15 protein-coding genes and 1 tRNA gene are annotated in these 13115 nt (G+C 62.8%); 10 read left to right on the top strand and 6 right to left on the bottom strand.

Going from position 1 to position 13115, the window contains the following annotated elements:
- The first annotated feature begins 4 nt into the window (after positions 1 to 4).
- From D3D01_RS07705 to D3D01_RS07680, 6 genes are all read left to right on the top strand, one after another.
- Positions 5 to 226 carry a hypothetical protein gene (locus D3D01_RS07705; RefSeq protein ID WP_101351162.1) on the top strand — a complete coding sequence of 74 codons (222 nt, stop codon included), beginning with the start codon at positions 5 to 7 and terminating at the stop codon, positions 224 to 226.
- A gap of 79 nt (positions 227 to 305) precedes the next feature.
- Positions 306 to 839: an amino acid-binding protein gene (locus D3D01_RS07700; RefSeq protein WP_101351161.1), complete on the top strand. Its 534-nt coding sequence runs from the start codon at positions 306 to 308 to the stop codon at positions 837 to 839.
- A complete protein-coding gene (locus tag D3D01_RS07695; protein ID WP_101351160.1) occupies positions 836 to 1780 on the top strand; it encodes a homoserine dehydrogenase in 945 nt (314 codons plus the stop codon). Before D3D01_RS07700 ends, D3D01_RS07695 begins: the two co-directional genes overlap by 4 nt.
- Before the next feature lie 272 nt (positions 1781 to 2052).
- On the top strand, positions 2053 to 3318 hold the full coding sequence (gene tuf / locus D3D01_RS07690) for a translation elongation factor EF-1 subunit alpha (protein ID WP_101351159.1): 1266 nt from the start codon (positions 2053 to 2055) through the stop codon (positions 3316 to 3318).
- 3 nt (positions 3319 to 3321) lie between these two features.
- Entirely contained in the window at positions 3322 to 3633 is a 312-nt protein-coding gene (gene rpsJ / locus D3D01_RS07685) for a 30S ribosomal protein S10 (protein ID WP_004515425.1), read from the top strand.
- A gap of 141 nt (positions 3634 to 3774) precedes the next feature.
- Positions 3775 to 3846, top strand: a tRNA-Ala gene (locus tag D3D01_RS07680).
- Positions 3847 to 3955: 109 nt separating this feature from the next.
- Here the strand turns inward: D3D01_RS07680 and engB are convergent.
- Complete coding sequence (gene engB, locus D3D01_RS07675) at positions 3956 to 4573, bottom strand: GTP-binding protein EngB (protein WP_121511800.1); 618 nt, start codon at positions 4571 to 4573, stop codon at positions 3956 to 3958.
- Positions 4574 to 4719: 146 nt separating this feature from the next.
- On the opposite strand from engB, the gene D3D01_RS07670 reads away from it, so the two are divergent.
- Together D3D01_RS07670 and D3D01_RS07665 are read left to right on the top strand one after the other, a co-directional pair.
- A complete protein-coding gene (locus D3D01_RS07670; protein ID WP_121511799.1) occupies positions 4720 to 6000 on the top strand; it encodes a TIGR00341 family protein in 1281 nt (426 codons plus the stop codon).
- Positions 6001 to 6061: 61 nt separating this feature from the next.
- Positions 6062 to 6772 (top strand): SIMPL domain-containing protein, encoded by a 711-nt coding sequence (locus tag D3D01_RS07665; protein ID WP_101351139.1) that lies wholly within the window; start codon positions 6062 to 6064, stop codon positions 6770 to 6772.
- A gap of 141 nt (positions 6773 to 6913) precedes the next feature.
- Here the strand turns inward: D3D01_RS07665 and D3D01_RS07660 are convergent, their stop codons facing one another.
- Positions 6914 to 7909, bottom strand: coding sequence for a GTPase (locus tag D3D01_RS07660; RefSeq protein WP_101351138.1), 996 nt, complete (start codon positions 7907 to 7909; stop codon positions 6914 to 6916).
- A gap of 93 nt (positions 7910 to 8002) precedes the next feature.
- On the opposite strand from D3D01_RS07660, the gene D3D01_RS07655 reads away from it, so the two are divergent.
- The gene (locus D3D01_RS07655) at positions 8003 to 8320 is read left to right on the top strand and encodes an ASCH domain-containing protein (RefSeq protein ID WP_121511798.1); all 318 of its coding nucleotides are present in this window, start codon (positions 8003 to 8005) and stop codon (positions 8318 to 8320) included.
- Positions 8321 to 8343: 23 nt separating this feature from the next.
- Here D3D01_RS07655 and D3D01_RS07650 read toward each other — a convergent pair whose 3' ends face one another.
- The 3 genes from D3D01_RS07650 to pdxT form a co-directional block, all read right to left on the bottom strand.
- A complete protein-coding gene (locus D3D01_RS07650; protein ID WP_121511797.1) occupies positions 8344 to 10281 on the bottom strand; it encodes a response regulator in 1938 nt (645 codons plus the stop codon).
- A 61-nt stretch (positions 10282 to 10342) separates the two neighbouring features.
- Positions 10343 to 10639 carry a phosphoribosyl-ATP diphosphatase gene (gene hisE / locus D3D01_RS07645; protein ID WP_121511796.1) on the bottom strand — a complete coding sequence of 99 codons (297 nt, stop codon included), beginning with the start codon at positions 10637 to 10639 and terminating at the stop codon, positions 10343 to 10345.
- 36 nt (positions 10640 to 10675) lie between these two features.
- Positions 10676 to 11269 carry a pyridoxal 5'-phosphate synthase glutaminase subunit PdxT gene (gene pdxT / locus D3D01_RS07640; protein WP_101351134.1) on the bottom strand — a complete coding sequence of 198 codons (594 nt, stop codon included), beginning with the start codon at positions 11267 to 11269 and terminating at the stop codon, positions 10676 to 10678.
- A gap of 166 nt (positions 11270 to 11435) precedes the next feature.
- On the opposite strand from pdxT, the gene D3D01_RS07635 reads away from it, so the two are divergent.
- Entirely contained in the window at positions 11436 to 12470 is a 1035-nt protein-coding gene (locus tag D3D01_RS07635) for a PrsW family intramembrane metalloprotease (RefSeq protein ID WP_101351133.1), read from the top strand.
- Here the strand turns inward: D3D01_RS07635 and D3D01_RS07630 are convergent.
- Entirely contained in the window at positions 12467 to 13045 is a 579-nt protein-coding gene (locus D3D01_RS07630; RefSeq protein ID WP_101351132.1) for a riboflavin synthase, read from the bottom strand. The two genes, D3D01_RS07635 and D3D01_RS07630, sit on opposite strands and share 4 nt — an antisense overlap.
- Positions 13046 to 13115 lie beyond the last annotated feature (70 nt).

Genomic DNA, 13115 nt, shown 5'->3' with positions numbered 1-13115 from the left:
GGGTATGAGCGACCGGCTGCATCAAATTGTGGACCTCCTCGTCGCTGCTGTCATCGCCGGCACGTCAACGTTCATCTGGAGTTACGTCCTGCCGACGGGGCTGGCACTGACGCTCGCGGGGATGTTCGCGGCGATGTACTACTTCTCTCGCAATCCCTGGGGATCGACCCGCGGCGAGGCGTACAACGAGTGGATCGATGACCTGTATGACCGCTATCTCCCGTGAGACCAAACGAACGGTTTCTTATACGTGCCCCTGCTGAGTCATCCACAATGAGCCGAGACATCCAGGAGGTGAGCGGGCGATGAGCGACTCGACCGACGAGGTACGGTCCTACACAGTTCGGCTGGAACTGGTCGACGAACCGGGCGAACTGCTGCGGGCGCTCGAGCCCATCGCCAACAACGGCGGGAACCTCCTCTCTATCTTCCACGAGCGGGGGAACGTGACCCCGCGGGGCCACATCCCCGTGGAGGTCGACCTGGAGGCGACCCCCGAACGGTTCGACGGGATCGTCGACGCACTCCGGGACGCGGGCATCAACGTCATCCAGGCCGGGGCAGAGCAGTACAGCGAGGCGTTGACGATCATTCTCACCGGCCACCTCGTCAACACTGATCTCTCTGACACGCTCTCGCGGATTCACGAATCCACGGACGCGACCGTAACCGACCTCTCGCTGTCGGCACCGGAGGGCACGGACGATGCTTCCAGTGCTCGCATCCGACTGGCAACGGAGGAAGGGGCGGTCAACGAGACGATGTCCGCTATTCGTGCTGTCGCAAACGAGAAGGGACTCCACGTCATTGAGCCACTCGCTGCGGGAGGTGAGGCATGAGACTCGCCGTTATCGGGGCCGGTGCAGTCGGCTCCGCTGTCGTCGAACTGGCGGCCGACCACGGCCACTCCGTCACTGCCTTCGCTGATTCCAGCAGCGCCGTCATCGACAGCACCGGTATCGACACTGCTGAAGCGCTCGACCGGAAGCGGGCCGACGGCGTCGTTGGAACCGACGCACCTGAGGCCGCGCTCTCGGCCGAGTACGACGTGCTCGTCGAGGCGACGCCGACAACGCTTGGCGACGCTGAGCCGGGATTCGGCCACGTGCGGGCCGCACTCGAACGTGACCGCCACGCCGTGCTGGCGAACAAAGGCCCGGTCGCCGAACGATACGCGGACGTTCGCGCGCTGGAACGGGAAAGCGAGGGGTCCGTGCTGTTTGAGGCCACCGTCGGTGGCGCGATGCCGGTCCTCTCGACTATCAACGACTTCGACCCGAGCCATATCACCGCCGTCCGCGGGGTGCTCAACGGCACCGCGAACTTCATCCTCTCGCGGATGGCGACCGAAGGGCTGGATTACGAACACGTCCTCGCGGAAGCACAGGACCTGGGCGTCGCCGAAGCCGACCCGACCTTTGACGTGGACGGGACCGACGCAGCGCTGAAAGGTGTCATCATCGCGAACGTCCTCGCTGACGACGAGACGGAGTACACGCTCGATGACGCTGCGGTAGAAGGAATTCAGGACATCTCCGGCAGCGCCCTCGAACTCGCCCGGGCGGACGGCCGGACCGTCCGACTCGTCGCCGAGGTCGTCGAGGGGTCTGTCCGTGTCGGCCCGCGACTCGTTCCGGACAACGCGCCGCTTGCCGTCTCCGGGACCCGGAACATCGCCCAACTGGAGACCGAACACGCCGGCCAGCTCAACATCTCTGGTCGCGGTGCCGGCGGCCCAGAGACGGCGAGCGCGGTACTCGCAGATATCGGTCGACTATAACGGGACAGCAAGGTTTCTACCGCAGCCACACCGTTTCCGTATTCACTGTCTGTCACAGCCACCCGTCTGTTTGTCACTCGAAACAACACTATCCTGGCTGTGACTGTCGGTATCAGCGTCTTCCTGACCAAGATATCGGGTGCCACACTACCATGCCATGGCGTGCCGAATCGCAAGAAAGCGACGGCCTGACGCTTACACGCTTTCGAAATCGTTTTATGAACCACCAGCTAATAAACCCGATACAGCGCCTCTGCGCGTGAGAGATAACAATGAGCGACGAACAACACCAGAACCTGGCCATCATCGGCCACGTCGACCACGGGAAGAGCACGCTCGTCGGCCGACTCCTGTACGAGACAGGATCGGTACCGGAGCACGTCATCGAACAGCACAAGGAAGAAGCCGAGGAGAAAGGCAAGGGCGGCTTCGAGTTCGCCTACGTCATGGACAACCTCGCCGAAGAGCGTGAGCGTGGTGTCACCATCGACATCGCCCACCAGGAGTTCAGCACCGACGCCTACGACTTCACCATCGTGGATTGTCCCGGGCACCGCGACTTCGTGAAGAACATGATTACCGGCGCGTCCCAGGCCGACAACGCCGTCCTGGTCGTCGCCGCCGACGACGGCGTTCAGCCGCAGACTCAGGAGCACGTGTTCCTGGCCCGCACCCTGGGCATCGGTGAACTCATCGTTGCCGTCAACAAGATGGACCTCGTCGACTACGGCGAGTCCGAGTACAAGCAGGTCGTCGAAGAGGTCAAGGACCTCCTCACTCAGGTCCGCTTCGACTCCGAGAACGCCAAGTTCATTCCGGTCTCCGCGTTCGAAGGCGACAACATCGCCGACGAGTCCGAGCACACTGGCTGGTACGACGGCGAAATCCTGCTCGAAGCGCTCAACGAACTGCCGGCACCGGAGCCGCCGACGGACGCGCCGCTCCGACTGCCGATTCAGGACGTCTACACCATCTCCGGTATCGGTACGGTCCCGGTTGGCCGTGTCGAGACGGGTATCCTGAACACGGGCGACAACGTCAGCTTCCAGCCGTCCGACGTCTCCGGCGAAGTCAAGACCGTCGAGATGCACCACGAGGAAGTCCCGAAGGCCGAGCCCGGTGACAACGTCGGGTTCAACGTCCGCGGCGTCGGCAAGGACGACATTCGACGCGGTGACGTCTGTGGTCCGGCCGACGACCCGCCATCGGTCGCCGAGACCTTCCAGGCCCAGATCGTCGTGATGCAGCACCCGAGCGTCATCACGGAAGGGTACACCCCGGTCTTCCACGCCCACACGGCACAGGTCGCCTGTACTGTCGAGTCCATCGACAAGAAGATCGACCCGTCCTCCGGCGAGGTTGCCGAGGAGAACCCCGACTTCATCCAGAACGGGGACGCTGCCGTCGTGACGGTCCGCCCACAGAAGCCGCTCAGCATCGAGCCGTCCTCCGAAATTCCGGAGCTCGGTTCGTTCGCTATCCGCGACATGGGGCAGACCATCGCCGCCGGCAAAGTCCTCAGCGTCAACGAGCGATAACGCATGTCCCAGCAGGCACGCGTTCGGCTCGCGGGCACAAGCCCCGAGGACCTCGACGACATCTGCGCCGACGTGCGGGAGATCGCGAACAAGACCGGCGTCGAACTCTCCGGTCCGGTCCCACTCCCCACCAAGACGCTTGAGGTTCCCACCCGCAAGTCCCCCGACGGTGAGGGGACTGCGACGTGGGAACACTGGGAGATGCGCGTCCACAAGCGGCTCATCGATATCGACGCCGACGAACGGGCACTGCGCCAGCTGATGCGCATCCAGGTTCCCAACGACGTCTCCATCGAGATCGTCCTCGAGGACTGACCCCTTCCGGGGGCTGTCGCTTCGCGACAGCGTCGGTGTGTCACCCGTCCGAACCGCTGGCCGGGACAGTGTGAATCGCTATCGAAGGCCGCTCTCACGCGCAGGGTTTTTATAACTCCGCGTTCGAGTGGCAGACTACGCGGGCTCGTAGATCAGTGGCAGATCGCTTCCTTCGCAAGGAAGAGGCCCCGGGTTCAAATCCCGGCGAGTCCATACACGCTCCGCGCGTTCGGTAATCCACATACTATATTTGCCAGCACAACTCCGACGAGGGTGCAAATTAAGCACTGATTGCTAGTGACCTGAACCCGAACAACGCTGTTCAGAAGAACTGGAACAGCTCGTCACGCTGGGCGTCGTGAAGGTGGTGCCGGACAGCCTCGTTCAGGGGCTCGATGGCGCCGCGCTTCGCAGTTATCGGTGCGATAGTCTCCTGCCACTGTTGCCATGGTGGATGGAGTCCGAGTCGGTCACAGAGCTCGTTCAGGCGCTCATCCTTGTCGTCAACCTTGTCCATTTTGTTGACTGCGACGACCGGTTCGACGCCAATCTCTCGGAGGAAGTGAAACATCTCCACGTCGTGTGGGATTTCGTCGGGGCCGGAATGGCGGTCGATGATGTCGATGACCGATTTGCCGTCGACGACGAGGATACCGACGAGAATCTGTTCGGCATGTCGCTCGACGTACTGGACCACGTCGGTCTTGATTTCTTCGCGGACGTCTTCTGGAACGCCTTTCATGTACCCGAAACCGGGAAGATCGCTGACAACGAAATCGGCGCTGGCCCAGTCGAAGTGGTTGGGTGAACGGGTGACGCCGGGTCGCTGGCCCGTATCGAACGTGTGGCCCGTTATTTCGCGCATCAACGTCGATTTCCCGACGTTTGACCGGCCGACGAGTATCACCTCGGTGTCCCGGTCCGGTCGTGACTCGAACATACCTCGTGTACTCCGTCAGCGGGGAAAAACGCGTTCGTTTTGGGCGGACCGACGGTTCCGGAATTCACAATCGTCCCTTCATCCGTCGCTGAACCTGGACCGGCTGACTAGCTGGCTTTTTGGTGTCAGGGGTCCCACCCGGAGCCGTGCGGCTGGTACAGATACTGATTCCCACAGGGAAGCGCGACGCCGTTCTGGGCGTGTTGGCCGAGGAGGGCATCGATTACGTGCTCACCGAAGAGATGAGTGGGCGGGAGTTCACCGCTGTCGTCACCTTTCCAGTCCCAACCAACGCACTCGAACCAGTTCTCGAAGAGTTGCGGGACGTTGGTATCAACGACGACGGCTACACAGTCGTCGTGGATGCGAACACCGTCATCTCCAGCCAGTTCGACGAGCTAGAGGAGAAGTACGCCGAGGAAGAAGACGAGGACCGCATCGCGCGGGAGGAGCTCACCTCGAAAGCAAACGACCTCGCGCCCTCGATGTCGAACTACGCGCTGATGACGGTCATCAGCGCGATTATTGCGACCGCGGGGTTGCTGCTCGACTCTCCGGCCGTCGTCGTGGGTTCGATGGTCATCGCACCGCTCATCGGCCCGGCGATGACCGCCAACGTCGGCACCGTCGTCGACGACCACGAGATGTTCGCACAGGGGGTCAAACTTCAGGCCATCGGGCTCGGACTCGCCGTGGCAAGCGCGACTGTCTTCGCCCTGCTCGTCCGGCATGCCAACGTCATCCCGCCGCTCGCTGACGTGACCTCTGTCGGGCAGATACGCGAGCGGGTCGCCCCCGACTTCCTCTCGCTGATCGTCGCACTCGGCGCTGGCGCGGCCGGCGTCGTCAGTCTCACCAGCGGCGTCTCGACGGCACTGGTGGGCGTCATGATCGCCGTCGCACTCATTCCACCGGCGGCCACGATCGGCATCGGCATCGCGTGGGGCCAGCCGCTCGTCAGTCTCGGATCTGCCGTATTGCTGCTGGTAAACGTCCTCTCTATCAACCTCGCGGTGCTCGTCGGACTCTGGTATCAGGGGTACCGCCCCGAACACTGGTTTCAGGAGAGCAACGCGCGGTCGGCGACTGTCAAACGAATCGGCGTCCTCGTCGTCTCAATACTCGTCCTGTCAGCGTTTCTGGGCGGTGTGACGCTGGACTCCTACCAGCGAGCGACGACGGAGTCGGACATCCGCGAGGGCATTGAAGCAAGCGTCGACCCGCCGGCGAGTGTCCTGTCGGTCGAAGTCAAGTCGACGAACACCGCGATATTCCAACAGCCGCGCCGCGTCGTCGTCACTGTCGGTCTGCCGCCGGACGCGGAGCAGCCACTGCTTGCCGACCAGCTCGATACTGTGGCTGACAACGCGGCCGGTCGAGACGTTGCGACGGAAGTTCACTACGTCACTGTCGAACGGAACAGCTGACGCTCAAAACCGACTTTGAGCGTTCGACGATATAAATACCGCTGGGTGTGTCGGAGACGGTATGGTATCACGACCACTCGCAATCGCTGGCGTGCTGGCACTGCTCATTACCGGCGGCGTCGGGTTCGCACTCGCGGACACCGGGACCGTCGCGCCGTCGACGAATTCGACCGTGAGCGTCAGCGCCGACGCGACCGTCGAACGCACGCCCGACCGTGCAACTGTCACCGTCGCCGCAGTGGGTCGCGGTGAGACCGCCGAAGCGGCGCGAAACAACCTCAGCGGCGATGCTGACGCCATCGTGTCGGCTCTTGAAGGAGAGGGCGCAGACGTGACTTCCTCGCGGTTCCAGATCCGCCCCGAATACGAGCAGCGTCGAGAAGGACGCGAACAGGTCGGTTACGTAGCGATTCACACTGTCGAAGCGGAAACGAGCAACGTTTCGACTGCCGGGACGCTCATTGATGCCGCAGTCGACGCCGGCGCGGACCGCGTCGAGGGTGTCCGCTACTCACTGAGCGAGGAGACGAGACAGGATGCTCGCGAAGAGGCCCTGACGACCGCCATGGATAACGCCCGGACGGACGCCGAAGTCGTCGCCGCTGCGGAGGATCGATCCGTCGGTGACGCGGTCACGATTCAGACCAGCAACCACGGCCGGCCCGTTGTGTACGCGGAAGCGATGGCCGCCGACGCCGGCGGGCGGACGAGCATCCAGCCCGGCGATGTCACTGTCGACGCCTCTGTCAGTGTCACCTACGAGCTAAACTAAGACGTCTTTCTCGCGACTCCGCTCCCCATTCGGTGCTTTCGAGACCCCTCTCGTTGGTGACCGCAATCCCCGCGGGTCACCGCGCTCCTCGCTCGGAGTCTTCGAGACGCCTCCCGTTGGTTGGCGTCTCGCTATGTCTCGCTACTCGTCAAACGGCAGTTCGAGTTCGTAATCCACCGCGTCAATAGCGGCCTGCAACACGCCGTCGACGTTGTCGCCTTCGGTGACGCTCATGTAGTGGTCGGCCTCTACGTCTGTTGAGAGGTCGCTCTTGTTCGAGATGGTCAGCACGGGCACGTCGAAGCGTGCTTCGATGGCGTTTCGGAGTTCAAGCTGGTCCGCGAGCGGATAGCCACACTCGCCACTTGGGTCGATAAACACGAGGACCGCGTCGGCGAGGTGTTCGAGCGCGCTCACGGCCTGTGACTCGATTTCGTTGCGGTCCTCCGGCGGGCGGTCGAGCAGGCCGGGGGTGTCCACGAGCTGGTAGCGGATGCGCTGGTCTTCGAAGTGGCCGACGCGGATCTGCGTCGTCGTGAACGGATACGAGGCGATCTTGTTGTCGGCCCGCGTGACGCGGTTGACGAACGACGACTTGCCGACGTTGGGGTAGCCGGCGACGACGATGGCCGGCTCGTCCGGGCGGATGTCGGGGATGCCTTTCAGGGCGTTATGGGCGGTCGAGACGGCGGCGAGGTCGTCCTCGACCTCCTCGACCACGTCGGCAATGCGGGCGAAGGCCTGCTTGCGGAGCTTCCGGGCGGTGTCGATGTCGCCGCGGGCGACGCGGCTCTCGTACTCCTGGCGGATCTCGACGACTTTGTCGGCGGCCCACGAGATTTCAGACAGGTGCTGTTTCAGCGCGTCGATACCGGGGTCGTCGTCCGCGGGGTAGGCTTCGCCGACGACAGCGTCGGCGAGTTCGACGTAGAAGGGATCGAGGTCGTCAATCGTCGGCCACGCGGTCACCACGTTCTCCATGTTGTCGGAGGCGATGTTCGACGCCGTCATCAGCATCGATTGCTGGGCTTCGTTCCCGTCCTTGGCCCCGCCGGCGCGTGACGCCCGCGAGAAGGCTTTGTCCACGAGCTCCTCGGCAGTGGGCGTCGTCGGCAGACCCTCGAAGGGATGGCTCATAGGTTCTGTTGACGGCCGGAGCGTAAAAGCGCGTTCAATCGCGCCCAAACTGTTGCGAGTCACGCTTTTCAGCGTCCCGGACACAGTTCTGATATGGCACAGATTGACGCCGGCGAGATTCTCCCCAACGACCACGTCCAGCAGATGGCTGCCGAGGGGCGAGTCACCCAGATGCACCGTGGCCACCAGTACGCTGACGAGGGTGACACCTTCGAGATAGACGGCACCGAATTCGAGGTAACAGACGTAACCCACCGGACACTGGGCGACATGACCGACGAGGACGCACAGCGTGAGGGGTCGGAGGACCTCGACGCGTACAAGGAGCGCATGAAGAAAGTCCACGGCAGTTTCGAGTGGGACGACGACAGCGAGGTCGTCCGGCACCGATTCGCCCCCATCGAGGAGTAGCGCCGCGACGACGACTGAGCGCCTTATTCTCCCGCTATCACGTCGACGCCGGTAAACTCGAAGCGTGCGCCGCCGGTATCGCTCTCAGTGAGTGTGACCGTCCAGTCGTGGGCAGCGGCGATCTGTGATACTATTGAGAGTCCGAACCCGGTGCCGTCAGTCGTCGTCGAGTAGCCGCTTTCGAACACTGTCTCCCGGTCGGATTCGGGAACTCCCGGGCCGTCGTCTGAGACGGCGAACCCGTCCGGAATCTCGGTAACGGTTATGGTTACGGCCGGACTGCCGTGTCTGTCAGCACCCTCAGACTGTAGCTGACTGTCCGTAGCGCTGTGCTCAACGGCGTTTCGGATCAGGTTCTCCAGCAACTGTTTGAGCCGCGTCATGTCTGCCTGTATCTTGCGGTCAGTGTCGACCACCAGCGCCGCGTCACCGGTATCGACGACCTCCCAGCAGTCAGTGACTGCCGTCGCCAGTGCGACCGTTTCCATTTCAGCGACGCTGTCGCCAGTCCGGGCCAGCAACAGCAGGTCGTCTATCAGCGTCTGCATCCGGTCGAGTGCCTGCTCTATCGCAGCGATGTTTTCGTCGTCGTGCTCCTCTTTTACCGCCTCCAGCCGCCCGATAGCGACGTTCAGGGGGTTACGGAGGTCGTGGCTGACGACTGTCGCGAACTGTTCCAGCCGGTCGTTTTGCGTCGACAGTTCCTGCTCGCGGTTACGGAGCTGTCTGTCGCGCTCAACGGCGGCGAGGGCCACCTCCATGTTCGCCGCGAGGATTCGCCCAGCGACGATGTCTGCCTCGTTGAAGGCGTCGACAGTCGCCGACGCGGCGATGAGAATGCCGTGTTTCCCTAGTGGTAGATACAGTTCGCTTCGTATCGGCGTCTCGGGGTTCTGCACGTCCGAATCCAGCCGCACGTCGGGAACTGCGGTTGCCTCACCGCTCTCGTACACCCGCCAGGCGATGCTGTCACTCGGCCTCAACGTCGGAATATCACCGACTAGCTCCCGGGCCGCCGCGGTCGCGGCGACGGGCTCTAACTCTCCATCGTCGTTGATGAGGTGGACAGCATTCGCGTCGAGTCCGATGATATCTGCAGCGGCGTTGACGCCGATGCCGGCGACTTCGTTGCGGACTTCCGCGGCCATCAACTGTCGCGTGGCCTCGTGTAGCGCTTCGAGTCGATGCTCGCGCTCGTCGATATCGCTTCGGTCGCTGATGACCGACACCGTACCGTCTTCGCTGTCCCAGGTCACGTCACACGCTGTGACGCTGGCCCGGATGGTGTTGCCGGCCAGTGTCCGTATCGTCTGCTCGACGTAACCGGCCGTCTGGTCGTCCCTGACAACGTGCTCGACGGTATCGGTCCCGCCGTCCGTCGTCGGCTCGACGAGGCCAGTCAGTGGCCGGCCACAGAGGTCATCGCTGTTGGCCGCGCCGAACAGATCCACCGCCGCCGGGTTCGCGTACACGACAGTGTCGGCCACGCTGATGAGGACCGAATCGCTTGTCGCGTCGAGAATTCGTTTTGTCCGTTCCTGTGCGGCGTCAGCCGTTGCTTTCGCTCTGACGCGCTCGACGGCGTTTCGGATTCGATGTGCGAGGACGGCGTACTGCTGTGACCCGTGCGTTTTTTGAATGTAGTCGGTGACGCCGGCCGTGACTGCCTCGCTTGCGAGTGACTCGCTCCCCTGACTGGTAAATAACAAGAACGGCATATCCGGGTCTCTGGCGCGGACCGTCTCCAGGAACTCTAGCCCGTCGATACCAGGCATGTCGTAGTCACTGACGATGCAGTCCACATCGTGCTCGTCCAGATACGACAGCCCGTCTGTCGCACTCGTGACGCCGGTTGCATCGATCGCTGTGTCCTTGCGTTCGAGATGTGTCGCGATAAGGTCGGCGTACGATGGTTCGTCGTCGACACAGAGGACTGTAACGCCCGACGCCACATGACCCATGGGCTTCGATATGCACCGTGTCGGTGTCAATCTGTCGTGCCCTGAACCTGACGAGCGGAATTTACCGTCGCTTCGCCAGCTCCGCCCGCAAGTCGTCGACATCCATCTCCTTCATCGACAGCAGGACGAGCAGGTGATAGACGATGTCGGCTGATTCGTGGGCCAACTCCTCGCGGTCGTCGTCTTTGGCCGCCAGAATGAGTTCGGTCGTCTCTTCACCGAGCTTCTCCAGCACGGCGTTTTCGCCCTTCTCGTGGGTAAACAGCGACGCCGTATAGGAGTCTTCGGGAAGGTTCGCCTTGCGGTCCTCGATGACAGCGAACAGTTCGTCGATAACGTTGATGGTGTCGTCGCTCATAGCCGCTGTTCGGCCAGCGGGGCCTTCAGGCCGTCGCTACGACTCTACGGAGTCGAAAAAGGCCAGGTCGTGAATGCGCGGGTCCTCAGTCAGTTCGGGATGGAACGACGTGCCGACGACCGGCCCGTCACGGACCGCGACCGGGCGGTCGTCCCACGCCGCCAGCACTTCGACGTCCTCGCCCACGTAGTCGATGACCGGTGCGCGGATGAACACCGCCGGGAACGCCTCATCGAGCCCGGTCACGTCAAGTGGCGCTTCGAAGCTGTCTTTCTGTCGCCCGAATGCGTTGCGTTCGACCGAGACGTCGATGACGTTCAGCGTGTCGACGCGGTCGTCCTGTGCGTCGGTCGCGCTGACGATGAGCCCGGCACACGTCGCCAGCACCGGCTTGCCGGCGTCGACGTGTGACTCGATCTCTTCTGCGATGCCCTCTCGGTGGATAAGCCGCGAAATCGTGGTCGATTCCCCGCCCGGTAGCAACAGGACATCGCAGTCCGGGACCAGCCCTGCTTCGCGTATTTCGACGACCTCCGCAGTCCGGTCGTGGGCCGCTGCTGCCCGCTCGATTGCGTCCCCGTGTTCAGAGACATCGCCCTGAACCGCGAGTACACCCGCGCGTAGTGTCATGTCTCCCTGTTGGTGGCCCCGTGCGAAAAGCCTCTCGTCTCCTGCAAGTGTCCGCTCTGGCGGGGACTGTCCTGACTGCACACAGTATCAGGCATACCGCCGCCCGGTGCTCGCTCGGCTATAACCGAACCAAACGGTTAGGTGAGACGGACTGTAGACGTGGCACATGGGAAAGCGACGGCAGGACCCGGTCGAGGTAAACGCGGACGGGTCGGCAGACCTCTATGAGATATCGACTTGGGAGCCCCGGTCGACGCTGGACCGGTTCGCCCACTGGCTCTATCACATCGGCATACGGACGCTGCGGTATCTCGTCGTTATCACAGCTATCGCGATTCTCCTCTTGCAGGTCGCGTTCGGGAGCCTTGGCGCGCTCGGCGACCAGCCGCTGTTTGCCGGCATGGCCATCCTCTCCGCCGTCCCGGCCCTCGGTCTCGCGGCGTACATTTACTACGCCGACGTGACCACGCAGGAACCGTTGACGCTGCTCGTGGGGACGTTCCTCCTTGGCGTGCTGTTCGCCGGCTTCGCGGGCGTGCTCAACGGTATTTTCGGTAGACCGGTCCAGGCTATTGGCTCCGGGTTCGGCCTGGTACCGTTTCTCGGCCAGGTGTTCTTTTTCTTCCTCATCGTCGGCCCTGTCGAGGAGACGGTAAAGCTGCTGGCGGTGCGCCTGTACGCCTTCCGTGACACCCGTTTCGACGCCGTCGTTGACGGCGCGGTGTACGGCGCCATCGCCGGTCTTGGCTTTGCGACCATCGAGAACGCGCTGTACATCACGCAGAACACCGAAATGACCGCCGGGACAGTACAGTTACTCGCCGCTAGCAGCGACATCACTGCGGTCAGAGCGCTCGCGGGGCCGGGCCACGTCATCTACTCGGCCTTCGCCGGCTACTATCTCGGCCTGGCGAAATTCAATCCGGACGATGCCGGCCCCATCGTCCTGAAAGGATTGCTCATCGCTTCGCTCATCCACGCCGTTTACAACACGCTGGCCAGCCCAGTGACGGCCATCGCGGCCACGCTATACAACGTCGACTTCCTCGTCGCGTTCTTCGGCTTCGTCATCGTGTACGACTCCATCTTTGGCCTCCTGTTGCTGAAGAAGATTCACGCGTATCGGCAGGCGTACAACCGCGCGCACGAGGACCCGGACGAGACTACGATTCATCCGGAGCAGACCGAGTTCGACCCCTAAGTAAGCTGTTCGACGTATTTCGCGACCACGTCGACCTCCAGATGGACCGGATCGCCGACGGACTTCTCCGACAGCGTCGTCTCGGCGTACGTCGTCGGAATGATTGCCACGTCGAATTCCTCGGAGCGCCGGTCGGCGACGGTCAGGCTGATGCCGTCGACCGTTATCGACCCTTTCTGAACCAGGTAGTCCCGATGAGCTTCGGGGAGAGAGAAGGTGAACGTCCAGTCTTCCCCCTCCTGTTCGATACCGACGATTTCGGCTGTCGTATCGACGTGGCCCTGCACGATGTGGCCGTCGAACCGCCCGTCGGCGGGCATTGCCCGCTCAAGGTTCACTCGGTCCCCACCGTTGAGGGCATCGAAAAACGTCCGGGCAAGCGTCTCCTGAGCGAGAAACACCTCGAACCACTCGCCGTCGACCGCCTTCTCGACGGTGAGACAGACGCCGCTGACGCTGATCGACTGGCCGTGGTCAAGTCCGTCGAACGGCGCGCCGATTCGCATCCGACGCCCGCCCTCGTCGTCAATAACCGCCTGCACCTCGCCGGTCGTCTCGACGATTCCGGTGAACATATTCCAGATACGTCGCGGCTGGCGGAAAGCACTTCGCTTCTCGGAGACGGAATATAGACTCGGAATCGAG

The organism is Haloarcula sp. Atlit-7R (assembly GCF_003666065.1).
Lineage (GTDB): Archaea > Halobacteriota > Halobacteria > Halobacteriales > Haloarculaceae > Haloarcula > Haloarcula taiwanensis.
Note: the sequence above shows the minus strand (reverse complement) of the source record. Positions and strands in the feature narration are given on the sequence as shown.

What these genes read in the sequence shown, in the direction of transcription:
- D3D01_RS07705 (WP_101351162.1), top strand. Translation starts at nt 5, where the DNA reads ATGAGCGACCGGCTGCATCAAATTGTGGACCTCCTCGTCGCTGCTGTC.
- D3D01_RS07700 (WP_101351161.1), top strand. Translation starts at nt 306, where the DNA reads ATGAGCGACTCGACCGACGAGGTACGGTCCTACACAGTTCGGCTGGAA.
- D3D01_RS07695 (WP_101351160.1), top strand. Translation starts at nt 836, where the DNA reads ATGAGACTCGCCGTTATCGGGGCCGGTGCAGTCGGCTCCGCTGTCGTC.
- tuf (WP_101351159.1), top strand. Translation starts at nt 2,053, where the DNA reads ATGAGCGACGAACAACACCAGAACCTGGCCATCATCGGCCACGTCGAC.
- rpsJ (WP_004515425.1), top strand. Translation starts at nt 3,322, where the DNA reads ATGTCCCAGCAGGCACGCGTTCGGCTCGCGGGCACAAGCCCCGAGGAC.
- engB (WP_121511800.1), bottom strand. Translation starts at nt 4,573, where the DNA reads ATGTTCGAGTCACGACCGGACCGGGACACCGAGGTGATACTCGTCGGC.
- D3D01_RS07665 (WP_101351139.1), top strand. Translation starts at nt 6,062, where the DNA reads ATGGTATCACGACCACTCGCAATCGCTGGCGTGCTGGCACTGCTCATT.
- D3D01_RS07660 (WP_101351138.1), bottom strand. Translation starts at nt 7,909, where the DNA reads ATGAGCCATCCCTTCGAGGGTCTGCCGACGACGCCCACTGCCGAGGAG.
- D3D01_RS07655 (WP_121511798.1), top strand. Translation starts at nt 8,003, where the DNA reads ATGGCACAGATTGACGCCGGCGAGATTCTCCCCAACGACCACGTCCAG.
- D3D01_RS07650 (WP_121511797.1), bottom strand. Translation starts at nt 10,281, where the DNA reads ATGGGTCATGTGGCGTCGGGCGTTACAGTCCTCTGTGTCGACGACGAA.
- hisE (WP_121511796.1), bottom strand. Translation starts at nt 10,639, where the DNA reads ATGAGCGACGACACCATCAACGTTATCGACGAACTGTTCGCTGTCATC.
- pdxT (WP_101351134.1), bottom strand. Translation starts at nt 11,269, where the DNA reads ATGACACTACGCGCGGGTGTACTCGCGGTTCAGGGCGATGTCTCTGAA.
- D3D01_RS07635 (WP_101351133.1), top strand. Translation starts at nt 11,436, where the DNA reads ATGGGAAAGCGACGGCAGGACCCGGTCGAGGTAAACGCGGACGGGTCG.
- D3D01_RS07630 (WP_101351132.1), bottom strand. Translation starts at nt 13,045, where the DNA reads ATGTTCACCGGAATCGTCGAGACGACCGGCGAGGTGCAGGCGGTTATT.